General features: G+C 66.3%; 15 protein-coding genes and 1 pseudogene. 3 read left to right on the top strand and 13 right to left on the bottom strand.

Annotated features, from left to right (window positions below):
* Window position 1: 1 nt before the first annotated feature.
* From DM868_RS13050 to DM868_RS13035, 4 genes are all read right to left on the bottom strand, one after another.
* A complete protein-coding gene (locus DM868_RS13050; RefSeq protein ID WP_137277279.1) occupies window positions 2–1930 on the bottom strand; it encodes a CARDB domain-containing protein in 1929 nt (642 codons plus the stop codon).
* Complete coding sequence (ileS, locus tag DM868_RS13045; protein ID WP_137277278.1) at window positions 1930–5115, bottom strand: isoleucine--tRNA ligase; 3186 nt, start codon at window positions 5113–5115, stop codon at window positions 1930–1932. Before ileS ends, DM868_RS13050 begins: the two co-directional genes overlap by 1 nt.
* 128 nt (window positions 5116–5243) lie before the next feature.
* A complete protein-coding gene (locus DM868_RS13040) occupies window positions 5244–6320 on the bottom strand; it encodes a polymer-forming cytoskeletal protein (RefSeq protein WP_170964518.1) in 1077 nt (358 codons plus the stop codon).
* A gap of 177 nt (window positions 6321–6497) precedes the next feature.
* The gene (locus tag DM868_RS13035; RefSeq protein ID WP_170964524.1) at window positions 6498–7265 is read right to left on the bottom strand and encodes a formate/nitrite transporter family protein; all 768 of its coding nucleotides are present in this window, start codon (window positions 7263–7265) and stop codon (window positions 6498–6500) included.
* Between the two features lie 175 nt (window positions 7266–7440).
* Here DM868_RS13035 and DM868_RS15570 point away from each other — a divergent pair, with 175 nt between their 5' ends.
* Entirely contained in the window at window positions 7441–7905 is a 465-nt protein-coding gene (locus DM868_RS15570; RefSeq protein ID WP_246049125.1) for a hypothetical protein, read from the top strand.
* 28 nt (window positions 7906–7933) lie between these two features.
* On the opposite strand, the gene DM868_RS13025 is transcribed toward DM868_RS15570, so the two are convergent.
* The 5 genes from DM868_RS13025 to DM868_RS13005 all read right to left on the bottom strand — a co-directional run bounded on the left by DM868_RS13025 (window position 7934) and on the right by DM868_RS13005 (window position 12411).
* Window positions 7934–8176 carry a PRC-barrel domain-containing protein gene (locus DM868_RS13025; RefSeq protein ID WP_137277274.1) on the bottom strand — a complete coding sequence of 81 codons (243 nt, stop codon included), beginning with the start codon at window positions 8174–8176 and terminating at the stop codon, window positions 7934–7936.
* A 216-nt stretch (window positions 8177–8392) separates the two neighbouring features.
* Entirely contained in the window at window positions 8393–9109 is a 717-nt protein-coding gene (locus DM868_RS13020) for a hypothetical protein (RefSeq protein ID WP_137277273.1), read from the bottom strand.
* Between the two features lie 304 nt (window positions 9110–9413).
* The gene (locus DM868_RS13015) at window positions 9414–9959 is read right to left on the bottom strand and encodes a hypothetical protein (protein ID WP_137277272.1); all 546 of its coding nucleotides are present in this window, start codon (window positions 9957–9959) and stop codon (window positions 9414–9416) included.
* Window positions 9959–11167, bottom strand: coding sequence for an iron transporter (locus DM868_RS13010; protein ID WP_137277271.1), 1209 nt, complete (start codon window positions 11165–11167; stop codon window positions 9959–9961). The genes DM868_RS13015 and DM868_RS13010 overlap by 1 nt, the downstream gene beginning before the upstream one ends.
* Window positions 11164–12411, bottom strand: a complete 1248-nt coding sequence (locus DM868_RS13005) for a DUF7405 family protein (RefSeq protein ID WP_137277375.1) — start codon at window positions 12409–12411, stop codon at window positions 11164–11166. Before DM868_RS13005 ends, DM868_RS13010 begins: the two co-directional genes overlap by 4 nt.
* A 207-nt stretch (window positions 12412–12618) precedes the next feature.
* On the opposite strand from DM868_RS13005, the gene DM868_RS13000 reads away from it, so the two are divergent.
* On the top strand, window positions 12619–13068 hold the full coding sequence (locus DM868_RS13000; protein WP_137277270.1) for a DUF7382 domain-containing protein: 450 nt from the start codon (window positions 12619–12621) through the stop codon (window positions 13066–13068).
* A gap of 236 nt (window positions 13069–13304) precedes the next feature.
* Window positions 13305–13602, top strand: a pseudogene (locus DM868_RS12995) (transposase); the annotation flags it as partial.
* Here DM868_RS12995 and DM868_RS12990 read toward each other — a convergent pair.
* The 4 genes from DM868_RS12990 to DM868_RS12975 form a co-directional block, all read right to left on the bottom strand.
* Window positions 13600–14334, bottom strand: coding sequence for a protein-L-isoaspartate O-methyltransferase family protein (locus DM868_RS12990; RefSeq protein ID WP_137277269.1), 735 nt, complete (start codon window positions 14332–14334; stop codon window positions 13600–13602). The pseudogene DM868_RS12995 and the gene DM868_RS12990 overlap by 3 nt on opposite strands.
* Before the next feature lie 77 nt (window positions 14335–14411).
* Complete coding sequence (locus DM868_RS12985) at window positions 14412–15065, bottom strand: protein-L-isoaspartate(D-aspartate) O-methyltransferase (RefSeq protein ID WP_281280721.1); 654 nt, start codon at window positions 15063–15065, stop codon at window positions 14412–14414.
* A gap of 17 nt (window positions 15066–15082) precedes the next feature.
* A complete protein-coding gene (locus DM868_RS12980) occupies window positions 15083–15733 on the bottom strand; it encodes an HVO_0476 family zinc finger protein (protein WP_137277268.1) in 651 nt (216 codons plus the stop codon).
* Between the two features lie 60 nt (window positions 15734–15793).
* The gene (locus tag DM868_RS12975; RefSeq protein ID WP_137277267.1) at window positions 15794–16780 is read right to left on the bottom strand and encodes an aminopeptidase; all 987 of its coding nucleotides are present in this window, start codon (window positions 16778–16780) and stop codon (window positions 15794–15796) included.
* Window positions 16781–16844: the final 64 nt, after the last annotated feature.

Raw genomic sequence — 16844 nt, 5'->3', positions numbered from 1 at the left:
ATCAACGACGCCGCGAGAGAAGGGACGCGACGAGCAGCGCGACGACCGCCACCGCCGGTCCGAAGCCGGACTGGTCGTCGATCGCCGTGGGGTCGGGGACAGTCGGCCCGGTCGCTTCAGCCTCGACGGTGATGGTCGCCGTCCGCCCGCCCGCGGAGACGGTGTACGTCCCCGGCCCCTCGAACTCGATCGCCGCCTCGACGGTCGCCGTCCCCTCGCCGACCCGGACTGACTCGGTCGCCACGGGGGTACCGTCCACGTCGAACACGACCTCACCGGTCGCGGGGCGATCCGCGGCCGACGCGACGGTCACTCGAACCGTGACGGAATCGCCGGGGCCGACGGTCGTCCGCGCCGCTTCGAGCACCGTCGCCTCGGTGTCGGCCGGTTCCTCGACGATGGCCGTCACTCGCTCGTCGCCGACCTCCACCTCGTACTCGCCCGGCGAATCGAACGCGTGCGAAAACCGGATCGTCGTCGATTCGCCCGGGTCGAGGCGTCCGGTTTCGATCGCGACTAACTCGCGGTCGACGCGCAGTTCGGCCTCGAAGGAGCCCGCGTCGTCGCCGACGTTTTCGGCCCGCACGCGCCACTCGAGCGTTTCCTCGGCGACGATTCGCGGCTCGTCGAGCGCGGCCGACCGATACGGCCCCGACACCCCGGTCTCCTCGATCGCGTACCTGATGTCCGGGCCGCCGAAGGCGTCGACGTGTTCGCTCTGCGTCGCGATCGGCGGAACGGCCGTCGTCTCGGTGTACCGTTCGGCGTCGGCTCGGATCTCGTCGCCGCCGGCCGATTCGATCGCGTCGAGGAACGCCCGCTGCGTCAGCTCCGCGCCCGGCTCGTTCACCCGTGCGACGACGGCGTCGAGCGTGGTGTCGGCGTCGGCGCGAAGCCGCCGGTCGAGGTGCGCGAAGACGAGCGCGCCGCGGTCGTAGTCGGCGCTGCTGTCGTCCCAGCTCTCCGGTTCGGCGAGTCGCACGTCGTCGTACTCGCTACCCGCCCCATCTTCGAGTTTGGTTCGGAACTGTCGATACGTGATGTCGCCGGCCTCGTAGGGGATGAGGGCGGCGTAGTAGTCGGCCATCCCCTCGATCGTCCAGCGAGTGGCGTCGGTCGGCTCGTAGCGCTGGCGCGTGTGTACATACTCGTGAACCCACGTATCGCGGTTCGTCCCGAGCCGCTCGACGTCCCTGACCCACATGTCGCCGCCGTCGCCGCGCTGAAGACCGGCAGGAGCCCACCTGTGCTCAGCGGTGGGGGCAGCGACGACGAACACCTCGTCGGTCGGTTCGCCGATCGCGAGTCGTTCGGCCGCAGTTTCGAGCGCGACGAGGATATCTTCGAGATCCGCTTCGAGGTCGGCCGCGTCGGGGACGACGAGGCGGAACTCCTGACCAGCGGCCGCGCCGGTGTGCTCGATGTAGGGGCCGAGGTACGCCATGTGCGTGCTGGCGATCCCCGCGCCCTCGACGGTGTTCTCGCGGACGAGATCGGGCTGCGTCCCGGTCCACGAGACGTCGACGCCCGGCGTCCGGACCAGCGCCCACTCGTCGGCGACGACGAAGGAGTGGCCCTCCCGATCGCCGCGCGTCCCGTACACCGTCCCCTCGAACTCGTAGGTCACGCTTGGCGTCGACGTGGTTCGCGTCCACTCGTACGTCCGATCGCCGACCCGTCTGAAGCCGTCCGTCTCTCGAACCTCGACGCCCTCCGGGAGCGTGATTTCGAGGCCGACGGTCGAGGCGGGGATCGACAGCCGCGTCTCGACGTCGATTCGATCCGGCGTCTCCGACTGCGAGAGGGCGTTTTCGAGTTCGATCGCGCCGTCCGCACCGGCGACTGGCCCGGCGACCGCGGCCGCGCCGACTAGACAGCCGACGAGGAGGAAAAAGAGAACGATGAGGCGAGCGGTCGCCGATCGCTTCATTACCGATTTTCGACGGGTTCGATGGAGATGAACATGTCGACCGACTCGACGTCCCACACGCGCTCGTGACCGTCCTCGACGGAGCCGAACTCGGCGGCTCTGACCTCGCCGGCGATGAGGTCACGGTGCTCGTCGACGAGGGCGGCGACGCGGTCGTCGCGAACGTCTAACTCGACGCGGATCTCGGCCTCGATGTCGAGGTCGAGCTCCTTGCGCATCTCCTGTATCCGCCGGACGACCTCGCGGGCGTACCCCTCGCTCTCGATGTCCTCGGTGAGCGTCGTGTCGACGTAGACGACGCCGAGATCGTCACCGTCGACGCTGAAGGCGGTCCCCTCGACGCGCTTGGGCGTCTCGGTGTTGAACGAGATCATCTCGTCGGTCAGTTCGACCTCGTGGCCGAGTTCGTCGGCGACCGCCGCGGACAGCGATTCGAGCGTCGGATCGGTGACGGAGACTGCGTTGATCGCGTTCATGACCTCGCTGGCCTCGCCGCCGAAGGTCGGCCCGAGGATCGACATGTCCGCGCGGGCGCTGTAGGAGAGCTCCTCCCAGTCGGCGTCGGGGTCGATCAGCTCGATCTCGCGGGCGTTGAGGCGGTCACAGAGGAGGTCGCGGTGGCGATCGACCGCCTCAGCCGTCCGGGCGTCGTCCGCTGCGACGACGACCCGCGTGACGGGCCATCGGAGCTTCCGCTCGGCCTGCTGGCGGGCGTTCGAGCCGGCCTCCTCGACCGCGTCGACGATCTCGACGTCCGTCTCGAGTTCGGGGTCGTGGAATCGCTCGTCGACTGTCGGCCACTCGCACATGTGGACCGTCGGATGGCCCGACTCGCCGGTCAGGGTGTCGTAGATCTCCTCTGCGACGAACGGCGCGTAGGGGGCGAGCAGCTTCGTCGTCTCGACGAGCGCGTGATACAGCGTCGCGTAGGCGGCGCGCTTGCTCGCGGAGTCGGACTCGTCCCACATCCGCTCGCGAACGACTTGGATGTAAAAGCGAGAGACGTCCTCGACGACGAAACCGAGCAGTTCGTCGAGCGCCTTATCCTGTCGGTACGCCTCCCAGTGGTCGGTCATCTCGGCGGTGACCGACTGCAGCCGCGAGAGGATCCACTCGTCGACGGTCTCGAGTTCCACGCCGTCGATCGACGCCGACTCGGGGTCGAACTCGTCGAGCCGCATGTACGGCAGCGGGAACCGGAAGACGTTCCAGAGGATGTTCAGATCGCGCTCGCGGTTGCCCATCTCGTCCCACGAGAAGCGCATGTCGTCGGCCTGTGGGTTCTGACTGAGCAGGAACAGCCGCATCGGGTCCGCACCGTGGCGGTCGATCGCCTCCTGGGGCGCGACGATGTTGCCAATCGATTTCGACATCTTGCGACCGTCTTCGGCTAGCGCCCACCCGTGCATGAGCACGCGCTTGTACGGCACCTCGCCAAGCGCGGCGCTGCCCATCCCGAGTTGCGACCAGAACCATCCGCGGGTCTGATCGTGGGCCTCCATGATCAAATCGGCCGGCCACAGCTCCTCGAAGGCCGCCTCGTTCTTCGGATAACCGATGGTCCCCCACGTGGCAACCGAGGAGTCGAGCCACACATCGAAGACGTCGGGCACGCGAGTGTGGGTGACGCCCTCTTCGGTGATCGTGAGCTCGTCGACGGTGTCTTTGTGGATGTCGACCGTCTCGGGGTCGATCTCCTGATCGACGCGTTCGGCGAGTTCGTCGCGCGTGCTGACGACGATGGCGTCGGCGACGTCGCCGCTCCAGTCAGTAGGCGTCCAGATCGGGATCGGGATCCCCCAGTAGCGCTGTCTGGAGACGTTCCAGTCCGGGGAGTCCTGGATGAAATCCTTGAACCGAACGTCGCGGGCCTCCTGCGGATACCACTCGCTGTCGTCGACGTTCGCGAGCAGTTCGTCTTTGATATCCGTGACGGTAATGAACCACTGGTCCGTGACCATCTGGATGATCGGTGTATCGCAGCGCCAGCAGTGGCCGTAGTCGTGGTGGTATTCCTCGCTGGCCAACAGCAGCCCGTTTGCGTCGAGGTCGGCGATGATCTCGTCGTCGGCGTCCTTGACGAACTGCCCGGCGTACTCGCCCGCGGCGGCCTCGAAGACGCCGTCGGGACCGACCGGACAGAAGACGTCCAGCCCGAGTTCCTCCCCGCGCTCGAAGTCGACCTCACCGTGGCCCGGCGCGGAGTGGACCAGCCCGGTCCGATCGGCCTCGACGTACTCCGCGCCGTAGACCTCGAGCGCTCCCTCGAAGGCGGGCGCATCCGGAACCTCCTCGCGCAGGGGGTGCTCGTAGCGCCAGCCGACGAGGTCCTCGCCGGACAGCTCCTCGCGGATCTCGTATGCGTTGTAGCCGCCGCGGTCGAGCACGTCCTCGACGCAGGACTCCTCGAGGTACAGCACCTCCGTTTCGCCGCCCTTCTCGGCCCCGACCGCCAGGTACGTCGCCTCGGGGTCGACTGCGACGAAAGTGTTCGCCGGGATCGTCCACGGTGTCGTCGTCCAGATGACGAGAAAGCCGTCGCGGTCTTCCAGCGCGAACTTCACGTAGATCGAGGGGTCGTCGACGTGTTCGTACTCGACCTCGTTGTTCGCGATCGCCGTCTCACACCGCGGACACTGGCTGATCGAGCGTTTGCCCTGCTCGACCAGGCCGCGGTCGTGTGCCTTCGATAACCCCCACCACGCGGCCTCCATGTACTCGGGGTCGACCGTCTTGTACGGGTCGTCCCAGTCCATCCAGACGCCGAAGGATTTGAAGTCGTTCTGTAAGCCTTCGAGCTGCTCGTCGGCGAACTGCTTGCACTCGTCGATGAAGTTCTCCTCGCCGAAGGCCTCGATGTCCTTTTTGTTCTCGAAACCGAGCTTCTCCTCGACTTTCGTCTCGATCGGCAGCCCGTGCATGTCGTAGCCGGGGCGATCGGTCACGTCGTAGCCGCACATCCGCTTGTAGCGGATGTAGGCGTCCTTCAGCGTCTTGTTCCACGTCGTCCCCATGTGGGCGGCCCCGGAGGTGTACGGCGGCCCGTCAACGAAGAAGAAGTTCTCGCCGTCGGCGCGGTGGCGTTTCGTTTTCTCGTAGGCGTCGACGTCGTCCCAGTACTCGAAAACCTGTTCCTCGACCGCGTGGGGGTCGTACTGGTCGTCGACCTCGGCGAACCTGCTCATACCGGGACAATCAGTCGCCGCTGTTAAATGGGAATCGGTACCGACCGCTGTATCGGCGTGGAACTCGCGAAGGCGCGTCCCACCTTCTGGCAGCCCGCGCCACATCTCGGAGGCGCGAATTCAGCCACCTACTCGTCGGCCGCCTCGAGGGCCGGATACGGGGGCGGTCTCTGCGCGTCGTCGTCGCCACGATCGAGCCGCCAGTCGTACAGCGCTCGGCCAAACGCCCCGAGCCCGAATAACGTGATCAAGACCAATAAGAATCCCACGTAGGGAAGCGCGTTGGCGAGGCTCACAATCGCCAACCCGAGCGCGAGCCCGCTCCATCGATGGCCGCGGTCGAACGCGGATAGCCCCCACGTCCCGAGTGCGAACGCCCCGTAGACGAGGCCGATCCACAGAACGAAAACGAAGCCGTAGGTGGCGAAGAACGCCAGCGGGATCCCGATGATGGAGAGAAACAGCGCGCCGAGAGCGAACGGCATCGCGAGCAGCGTCAGCAGTCCGACACCGCCGCTGAGGAGTGGTCGGTCGGTACCCTGCTCGGAGACGCGAGCGCTGAATCTGGGCGCGGCCACGAGGAGGACGGCTCCGAGCGCGAAGTTCGCACAGAAGAGGTACAGCCCGAAAAGCGGCGTCACGACCGCATCGGGAACGTCGGGCAGCGACGCGCCCGAGAACGGGCCCATCCCGAGTTCGTCGCGATCGGTCTCGGTCACGGTGCCCGTGATTTCGGCGTCTCCCGAGATCGTCGCCTCGTCCGCGCTGTACGTGAGATCGCCGCCGATCGCCGCCGTCGGGCCGACCCGAACGGTGTCACCATCGAGCCGCGTGTCGTCCTCGACCGTCCCGTCGACCGTGACTGCCCCGCCGGTCGTCCGAACCATCCCGTCGACCGCTGCGGACTCTCGAACGCGGACGTCACCGCCGGTGGCCGTCAGGTCGCCCGCGACGGTGCCTTCGATAATCACCGACCCCGCGGTCGCCGTCACGTCACCGGTCACGTCGCCCGTAATGGTCACCGTCCCGCCGGTCGCCGTCAAATCGCCATCGACCGTCCCCTCGATGCGAACGTCACCGGCCGTGGCTTCGAGATCGCCCTTGTGCGTCTCCTCGGGGCCGATCACGACCGAGCCACCCGTCAGTTGCTCCTGTGCGCCGACGACGCCCGGAGTTATCGACAGGCACAGCAGTCCGACGATCACGAATACAGCAGGTCCGCCGAATCTCTCGTTGGAGGTGGACACCATACTCAGGGCTCACAATTACAACCGGAACCCGGGACGGTTATAATATATCCGGTGGGTGAGACTCGGATTTGATCAACCGATCCGATGCGCACTCGTGAGGCCCGACGACGACGGTCGACGGGCCGGCGGCGATCACTTCGCCCCCCGGACGACGTGTCCGTATTTGAGGACGGCGACGAAGATCGCGCCGCCACACGCGTTTCCGGCCGTCGCCAAGACGAGAAACGTGAAGTAATCGAGGGGCGTGATCACGGCGGACATGAACAGTCCGAACAGCACCTCGACGTTGCCCGCGATCGAATGCGGGAGATGAAGGAGGCCGATCGTCGCGGTCACGATCCAGATGAGAGCCACCCGTCCGAACGTCCCCTGGGCAGCCGTGATCAACCACGCCAACAAGCCCATCAACCAACCGGCAAACAGTCCCGCCACGAACAGCCAGTGCAGCTCGTGCGTGACGAGCTTGAGCGCGATCGTCTCGAACGCCGCCGGCGAGACGACGCCGAGTCCGGGCATCAAAATCACCGCCAGCAAGGTGAAAAGCGCTCCTCCCACGATGTTTCCGACGTACACCAGACCCCAGAGACGGGCCAGTTGCGGGAGCGACGCCTGCCCGTCGAGAACCGGTATCACGGCCAGCGTGGTGTGTTCGGTGAACAGTTCCGAGCGACCCAAAATCACGAACACAAATCCGACGGAGTACGCGCTCGCCAGCAGCAGCTCGGTCGTGAGGTCGCCGAAGCCCCCCGGCGAGAGCGTGAGTATGACCGCCATCAGCAACGGTCCGAATCCGATGTCGAGCCCGGCCGAGAGCCCCGAGAGCAACAGCCCGGATCGCTCGCGTTTGATCTCGTGAAGCCCGCTCTCGATCAGCGAATCGAGAACGGCTCGGGTCGGCATCTGATCCACGACGGCGACCGTTTCGTCCTCTGGGTCGTCCACGAGTGAGCACCCATTCACCGTTGTTTTCGAGCGCATATACCTCTTCACCAGAAGGTACGGGGAATAACTCAAAGCGCCGCTTGACCGACCCGAGCACGTTTTACGCTCCGGACTGACGTGACGGTATGAACGAGTGGCGTCCCACGTTCCGATGTTCGATCTCCTGATGCTGCTCTTCGGACCGGGGCTTTTTGTCACGATCCTGTGGAGCCCGATTCTGCTCGTCCGCCGGTTTCGAGCTCTCTTCGCGCGAGTGCCGCCGACGGGATCAGTGGGTCTCGCCTACGTCCTCGTCGCGGTCGGCCTGTCGGTACCGTTCGTGCTGGGTACGGTCGCCGTACTCGCCACGACGAGCGTCGAAGGGGCGACGCTGTCGAACGCGCTCTTGAACACGGCGTTCTTGTTGACGATCGCATACCTCCTCGCGGCGCCGGCGCTCGCCGGCGTCGGACTGCCCCGCCTCGGCGTCGATTGGGATCCCACCGGATACGGCCTCGGGACGTGGCTGCTTCTCGTCGGTGCGACCGTCTGGTACGTCGCCGTGTTCGTGCTCCCGCTGGCGCTTTTCGCGCTCGTTTTGGCGCTACCAACCGGATAAGCGCGGATCGCTGCGCTCAATCGGCCACCTAGTCCGAGAGCGTGACGATCACCTGATCGTTCATCCCGCGAATCATCTTCGCGGGAACGCGGAGATGGCCGTCGTCGGTGGTCTCCAGCGCGTCGATATCGGTGCGATCCGTTTTGACGATGAGCGCGTCGAGCGAACCGGTCCGCACGTCCATCGTGAGACCGTGAACGACGCCGATCTCTCGGCCATCGGAACTCAGCACGGGCTTCTCGGGGAGGGCGCTTGCGAGGACCTCGGGCATACGGGAGGCTGTACAGCGCGGTCGGAGTAAAAAATGAGGGTGCGCTGACGATCGATCACTCGTGTTCGAGTAGATGAGATACCGCTTGTATTCGAAACCGCTTTACAAACTGTGCGGGGATGGCAGTTCAATATCCAACCGTTCATCGGGATGGAGATTCACGCATCGCCGAGAGATACGGGCCAGACGAGCTTAGCGAGGCCAAGTCGACACAGCTCAGCCACCGAGAGAACCCACCCAGTCGAGGAAGTTTGCCGCTGCAATCCGGACGTTCGGGAAACGCGACTGTTCGGGACTGAACGAGATGGTGACGTCCTCTTCGATGTGGCCCGAATATCGCTCGTGGCTGTCTCCGTGCCAGCGGGCCGATGTCTCGTTGGTGAAATCGCCGTGGGAACCGTGGAGTTCGTATCCGGGGGGTGCCCGCAGTGTCAACCGATCGGCTCCCGGGTACGGACTCCCCTCCCCACCGGTGGCAAGCGGGGGTGCGCCTCGGGTGTGGAACGCATCGAACTGTACGACGCCGAGCGTCGTGTGCGCAACGTCGCGAGACGCGTATCGAACACGTAGGTCGCCGTCAACTATCGCGGTCCGGAGATCTACTCGATCGTCGACGAGAATGTAGGAGACGTCTCGGACGATCGTGTCTCGAAGCGAGTCATTTCGGAGTCGATCCGCACCCTGCGTTAGCTCGACGTGGGCGACAAATTCCGCACGTCCGTTTCGCGACAACTGGATCGTCATCCTGCTCTCGCCGCGTTGGAGGGAGACCCCGTGATCACCTGCAGCCTCGTCGAGCGCGCTCGTACAAACGCCACAGACGGGCTCCGGCGGGGCCTTGGCCATCCCCGGGGAGACGGTCGCTGGGTTTGCGAGGAGGATCACGAGTATGCCCACGCAAAGTGGGAGAGAGCGCTTCGTGGAAACGTCCATGCTGACCGCTCGGATATAGCGGTATCACGAGTATCATTCTAGGGTACGGTACAACGGAGGTTTGAGTGAACCGAGGGCTCGGTCGAAATCCCCGTCAGTGATGTCCTCGCAGGGCCGGTCACGCGGGACAGGTTGCTAACGTCAGTGCGAGGAGAAATCCCACGAATTCAATCGCGGGGCACAGACACGTTGGAGATTTGTTTGAACTCCGCTAACCGCACCCAGTATCGCCGCGCTCGAAATCGTTGGCAGGCTACAGAGATTGAACCACGCGGCGTAATACTCCCAATGCCGCTTCGCATCGCTACTCGACGGCGGTTTCGAGCGGTGGGGAGAGCCACGCTCGCTCGCCGTCGTGTCGCAGCTCGAAGACTAGCTGTCCCTCGCCCGCGGTCGTCCCGCGGAACTCGATCCGATCGTCCGCCACGCCGACCTCGAGGAGATCCGCAGCCGTCTCCTCGGTTCGACGGACGACCACCTGATACGCGTCGTCTTCGCCGAGCGGTATCGGCTCGAGGTCCTGATCCAACGCGACCACTTGGAGTGTACGCGTGTCATCGAGCGAGATTTCGAGCGGCTGGAAGTGCCAGTGACTCCACCCCTCGCCGTGCCAGTGGACCTCGGTGACGACCGCCTCCTCGTCGGGATCGCGGAGCCGGATCGGGAACGACGACGCGAGCACGCGACCGTTCAATCTGAGATCCGGGTCGATATCTTCGGCGTCGGGCGATTCCGTCGGCTCCTCGGGCGGCTCGTCGCCGCCGACACAGCCCGCGAGCGCGAGCGTGCCGACACCGGCGGCGGCGCGGAGCACTCGCCGCCGGGATCGACTCCATTCGTTTTCGCGCATCACTCGGACACCTCCAGACGCATCGATCCGGACTCAAGAAACGCGGTTTCGTAGCCGCGGTGGCGGGCGAGTTGCGGTGGCGTCTCAACCACCAACTCGAGCGCGTCGCCGGGGGACAACTCGGCCGCGAGACCGTAGTGGTGGCCGAGTTCGTCGTCGATCGTCTGGACCAACTCGCCATCGAGTGAGCCGGCGACCGACAGCGCCATGTCGGGCAGCGGATACCGGTTGTAGGGCGTACGCGGCGACACGAGGAGGTAACCGCCGCCGTCGGAGCTCAGCCGCGAACGTTCGAGATAGCGAGCGACGAAGGCGGCGTCGCTGATCGACGGCGATCCGAGATCCCGACCGGGGTACGCCGAGGCCGGCGGCAACATTCCCGACGGCGATCCACCGTGGTTGTGGCCGTTGCCTCCGCCGTCGTGTCCCCCACCGTGGCCGCCGTCGTGTCCCCCACCGTGGCCGCCGTCGTGTCCCATCGGTTCGAGCGCGCCGGGCGTGCCCCAGCGGTCCTCTTCGACGAACGTCACGCCCTCGATCAGTTCCTGACGGACCTCGTCGTCGTAGGTGAACTCGAAGGTCGTCGAGACGCGCTCTTCGAAGCGCCCCTCGAAGCCGCCCGTCTTGCGGGCTCCGATCGGGTTCAACGTCACCTCGACGGTGTAGGTACCGGGGCCAGGGAGGGCGACGTTGTCCCCGAAGTGAAACCCCATCGGCTGGGCGATCATCGGCCACGGGATCCGCTGGTCGATTCGTTCGCCGTCGCGCCGAACGATGACTTCGGCCCCGGTGTCGACCGGAAGTAGCTGTCCGGTCTCCGCGTCCCGAACAGCGAGCATGAGGTGAACGCCGTACTCGCTCGGGGCGACCTCCTCGGTTTCGGTTCCCGTGACAAGCCAAAAGTGGTGGGGGAACGAGACGTGCGGTGAGATCGCGTACTCGCCCACCTCGATAGGCGACAGCATAACCATCGACTCCCGGTGAGAGGGGAGGTACACCGCATCCGGCGGGTTCGTCACCTGCGGCCGCTCGGGCAGGTCGTCGTCGGTTTCGATCGGTTCTGGCTGCGCCGCGTCGGGGCTGTTCCCGCCGACGCCGCCGAGACAGCCAGCCGTTCCGGCCGCGATCGACGCGCTCGCCGCGAGCAGCGCACGGCGTGAGTAGCTGTTCGTCGTCCGGTGTGTGGGTGGGCGTGTGTGTTTCGTCATCTGTGTGTGTTGGGGAGCGCGCGCCGATCGCGCGGCGGGATCAGGTAGTTTCCACGGCGTCGAACGAAAATATACTGCAGGAGGCCGTTGTTGTGGCGCTGCCCGACGCCTTCGCCCGCGAGATCCAATCCGGCCATCGCCTGGCGAACCCTGATGTACTCCTCGATGCGTCGCTGGTGAGCGAGAAAGTGGGCTCCGGGGCGATCGCCGTCGACGGTGTTGAAGTCCCGTCGCAACAGGAGCGGGGCCCCGTCCTCGTCGCGGGCGCGAGCCGCCTTCTGGGCGTGACCGACCACGCCGCGGGTTCGAGCGTGTTCGGCCGTCTTCTCGGCAATATCGCCGACGACGCCCGTGGACGCGCCGAGTCCCTCACCGATGTCGCCGATCGATTCGGGGTCGTGCTCGGGGCTGAACGTCCGGGCGACGCGCTGGGCGCGGCCCTCCTGTTCGAACCACGTCTCCAACTGGAGTGACAGCGACTCGACGTGCGTTGTCGTCCCGCCGGCGTACGGGCCCTCTTCGATGGTGACGCGGTCCTCGGACGCCTGGCTCTCCGCGAGACCGGAACGAAATCCCATGAAGAAAGGCGCGTCCTCCGGAACTGAGTCGGGGACGCCGTCGACGTCGGTGTGCGCCGCGGGCAGTCCGGGGCCGACGAAGCCGGTTCGGCGCGGCTCGGCGCGTTCGAAGACGCCCTCGAAGGTGGCGTCCATCGACACGCCGTTGGGTTCGTCGACCGATCCGAGGAGGGCTTCCTCGGCCTCGAGGACGACCGATGGGGCGTCGCTCGCAAGGTGGACGAGCGCGTCGAACGCGTCGAGCGTCGGCGACTCCATCGGCGTCAGCGGTTCGGGTGACGGGATCGGCGGCTCAGCGCCGATTCGCTCGAAGTACGCCGGGGCGTATCCGACCGTGAAAAGCAAGCCCTCCGGATCGAAAGCGTACGCGGATTCGAGCGACTGAAGCGCCGTCTCGACCTGCGTCCGGGGCTCCTCGGTCGGCGTAACGACGAGGCGAAGCGGCACCAAGACGTGGTGCTTCGGCGGGCGACGATTCCCGTGCTCGTCGGTCCGGAGCACGTCGTTCCAAGCGTGCTGGCGGTGCGGCCGTTCGGCCGGGTCGCCGGTCGGAACGGTCGGATCTGTCTCCTGGAGACACGCCGTCAGCGCGACCGTTCCGCCGACCGCGACGAGGTCCCGGAGGTACTCCCGTCTGGAACGCCGGTTTCGGTTGGGGGCCGCCATCGACATATCGTTCGTGACCTGTCTTGGAGTCGCTTCTGGTTCGGGCATCGAAAGCGGTACGCCGGGCAGTGGAACTGCCGCGTTCGATCACCCGCGAGTCGCTGACGGGTGGCGCAGTTCGTTCACCGTCGCAGGGAGCCGGCGTATTGGAGCCCACCCCTGGGTTCCGGGCGACAGTTTATATACCAATACGGGGCCAAACGACCCATGCGACGGATACAGCGGTTTAGATCGGATACGCGTGGTATCGAAGGGCTGCCGGTGAGACTCGTCATCGCGTTGGTCGTCGGCGTCGCGAGTCTCTCGGTGATGATGAACATGATCTCGGGGATCTCGGGGTTGGCGGTCATCGAGTTGGACGTTCACCCAGAACCGGAGGTCGTCGGGCCGGGCGAGCAGACGATCGAGGTTTCGGTCGTCGATCCCGACGGCCAGACCGTCTCGGACGCGACGGTCATCGCCCGCGGGGGCTCGGCACGACTCGACGGCGTCGAGACGGCGACGACCGACCAAAACGGCGTCGCGGAGCTGCGGCTAACACCCGAGCTTCGCCCGAATCAGGGCGACGGGACGATCGAGTTCGAGGTCAAGCCGCCGGCCGGAAGCGAGTACGCTGACGAACGGGGGAACACGGCGTTGCTCGTGGTGAGCGGGTGACGAGGATGCTGAATACGTTCCTCTCGGGCACTCGTTCGCTCGGAGAGAGGAAAGCGCACTACCGCCGTCAGCCCCAGAGCACCGACGGCACAGGGTTCGCGACGTTCCGGCTCCCGATGACTTGCGTTTCCACCGTCGAGACAACAGTGTCGTGCGATCGCCCCAGTGTAGTCGACGCCATGGTTGCTCCGTCGGATTGTCGTCACTCGGCGGGTCGTGCGATCACCCCAGTGTAGTCGACGCTGCTCGTTGACGCGGAGTCACTTGCTATCATGGACACTCATTTAACCACAAAAAACATATCACAGCTATATCGGGCCGCAGGTCTTTCGGCGGAACGCCGAAGACCTGCAAGCGTTGCTGGCCGACAAGATGTACTCGTGGAGTGATCTCCGTGAAGCCTGTCGTGACAGGTCTACGCGACCAGTGATCAAACACTGCGAGCAAAACGCACGCAAGAAAGCTCACAACGCCAGAATTGACGATAGTGTCTACAATCACCGGTCAATGAGTGAGACCGTATTTGCGGTGTTAAACCCGATCCCAGTCGATCCACGTCTGCTCCCACCCCTTCCGTCGCTCGGCGGCTCGGCGGGCGTGTTCGCGATCCTCGCGATAGGTCCGGTTTCGCTCGATCGTATCGACCTGCTCGCCGTCGACGAGCATCGGGTGGTAGGCGACGGTGCCGTACTCGATCCGCTCGCCGCCCTCGATGGCGACGAGTTCTTGGGCCGCACCGCCGAGCGGCATCACGAGCCGGCCGCCGGGGGCCAACTGGTCGAGCAGGGCTCGCGGCGGCTCGATGGCGGCGGCCTCCAGAAGGATCCGGTCGTAGGGAGCGTACTCGGGCAGCCCTCGAGCGCCGTCGCGGCAGTCGACGAGGACGCCGCCGTAGCCGGCTGAATCGAGGTTCGATCGGGCCTCGTAGACGAGTCGGCGGGCGATGTCGACGGCGTGGACGTTGGCCTCATCGGTGAGTTCGGCGAGCACCGCGGCGGTGTAGCCGACGCCGACGCCCACGACGAGCACCGAGTCGTCGGGGCGAACGTCCAGCGCCTCGAAGAGACGACCGGCCGCACTCGGCGAGAGGACGCGCGTTCCGAGCCGCTCGAAGGAGCGATCCGCGTAGGCCGCGGCGTCCTCGTCGACGAACGGCTCCCTCGGCACCGTTCGCATGGCGACGCTGACCCGCTCCGAGCCGACGACGGCCTTGGCCTCGTGTTCGAGGCTGTCGACCATGTCGTCTCGGAGCACCACGGGATCCATACGCCAGGGTCAGTGCCCGATCCTATTGAATCGAGCGGCCGGCGACGGTTCGACCAGCGCTGATCCCCAGGCCCGGGCTACTCGCCGCCTTGCATCGAGACGAACTGAACGGGGCCGTGGGTCCGTCTGTCGACGCCTTCGGCAGTTCGGACGGCCTCGATGAGCGTCTGTCGACCCGTCCCGATCGGCGCGACGAGCCGCCCGCCGACGCGGAGCTGGTCGAGCACGGCGTCAGGGGGCTCCGGCGCGGCGCAGGTGAGATACGCGCCGTCGTAGGGGGCGTGTTCGGGCCACCCCTCCCAACCGTCGCCGACGCGGACGGCGACGTCGCCGTAGCCGAGCCTGTCGAGACGGCGCTCGGCGTCGGCCGCGAGCGAGTCGACGTACTCGACGGTGTAGACGTGCTCTGCGCCGACGAGTTCGGCGGTCACCGCGGCGTGATAGCCGCAGCCGGTGCCGATCTCGAGGATCTCGTCGCCGGGATCGGGTGCGAGGATGTCGCACATAATCGCGACCATGTGCGGCGCGGAGATCGTCTGTCCCGCGCCGATCGGCAGCGGTCGGTCGCGGTAGGCCGCGGCGCGACGCGACTCGGGGACGAACTCGTGTCGCGGAACCGCCCGGAGGGCGTCCGCCGTCGCCTGCCGCTCAATGCGCCCGGACGCGACGAGCGAATCGACCATCCGTTGGCGGGCCGCCTCGAAGTCGACGCCTGAGTCACGCCGGAACACGCTCGATCACCCCGAACTCACCAGCCCGACCACGCGCGGGTTCGGGCGTCCTCATCTCGCGCGTAGATCCGTTTGATGTCCTTTGCGAGCACGGAATCGCCGGCGAAGTCGAAGTCCGTGCGCTCGTAGTCGGTCGCGTCCTCGCGGACGAGGATGCGCTCGACGCTGAACTCCTCGCCGCCGTACTCGTGGGTGCGGCCGATGACGAACTCCTCGTCGCCGGGTACTTGGATGCGGACGCTTCTGGACTCGTCGTGCGTCCCTTCTTTGGGGTGCAGCGTCAGGTTGACCGTGACGTTGCCGACGGCGCGGGCCCAGATCGTCTCGACGTCCGCCGCGTCGGCCCCGTCGCCCCGGGAGCCGTCGGATTTCTCGAGCGAGGTGATCCGTGCAGTCAGGATGGCCTCGTCGGTCTCGACGAGGAACTCGTCGCCGACGACGAGTCGTTCCGCCGGTGGGATGTCGACCCGAGCGCTGATCGACTCGTCGCCCTGCGAGACGATGACGCGGCGGTCGACGGTCGCCTCCGCCTCGAGCGCCGTCTTGTGGACCTGCCCGCACTCGCTGCACCTGACGGTGACGCCGCCCCCGCGGTTCAGTACCTCGTGGACGGTCTCCTCGGCGGGAGAGCAGGACGGACATCGGACCGCGACGCGCTGATGACTCATTGAGCGGAGTTGACCGTCCAGCCGTATAAGGCCGTGGCTCTGGGGTGCAGAAAGCCCGCGTCAGGTCGCGGGTGATGGCAGCTCGATCGCCTCGCCGTCGACGTACACCGTCGGCTCTCGGAGAATGCCATCCATGTGGATCGGCGCGTCGGTGTCGCCGCCGATGCCCGCGTCGTCGCCGAAGGCGATATGGACCGTCCCCGCGGCCTTCTCGTCCAACAGAACGCTTCCGACGAGTTCGGTGACGCCAAGGTTCGTCCCGATGCCGAGCTCCGCCAGGTTGTACGCCGCGTCCCCGACCTGTTCGGCGGCCGCCTCGGCGTCGGCGCGGATCGCCTCGTCAGAGATGTGCGTGAGATAGCCGTCCTCGACATCGATCGTGACCGTTTGCCCCTCGGCGAGCAGGCCGTGCGGACGGATCGTCCCGTCGACGACGTACGTCCCCGTCGCGGACTCGGGGCTGACGAACACCTCGCCGGCGGGCAGGTTCGAGAAGGAGCCGGGCTCGTGGACGATGCCCGTGTCCTCGTTCCAGGGGCGCTCGCCCACCTCGAAGGTGATGTCGGTCCCCTGCGGGGATGTGACGCGGATCTCGTCGGCCCCCTCGACGCGGTCGAGCATCGCGTCGCACTCGGCGGCGATCGCATCGTAATCGGCGTCGAGGCCGACGGTGAACACCTCCTCGGTGATCCCGGGCAGCGTCGCGCCGCGAGCGCCCTCGGCCGTCGCGTTCGAGCGCGCTCGAGTGTGGCTGATGCTCTTCGTCGTTGGGGCGAGAAAGGCGTCGGCCTCGCGGATCGCCGCCGCAACCGGTTCGGGCGGTTCGGCGCCGTGTTGGGGGCCCGGCGGATACCGGACGATCACGGCGTCGTCGGTGGCGTCGAGGGCGGCCACATAGAGGGCCTCCCCGATCGGCCGGCGTTTGTCGTCGGTGACGATGACGCACGTTTCGCCGGCTGAGACCGCCAGACACTGCTCGATCGCCGTCCCAGCGGCTGCCGCGACCGCGTCCGGATCCTCGATCGCGATCGGCTCGGTATCGCTCATAATCGGCGGTTGGGTCGGCGACCGGAAAGCCGTTCCTGTCCGGTCTCGTCTGTCCGATCGGCCG

It is taken from the genome of Natronomonas salsuginis, from assembly GCF_005239135.1.
Lineage (GTDB): Archaea > Halobacteriota > Halobacteria > Halobacteriales > Haloarculaceae > Natronomonas > Natronomonas salsuginis.
Note: the sequence above shows the minus strand (reverse complement) of the source record. Positions and strands in the feature narration are given on the sequence as shown.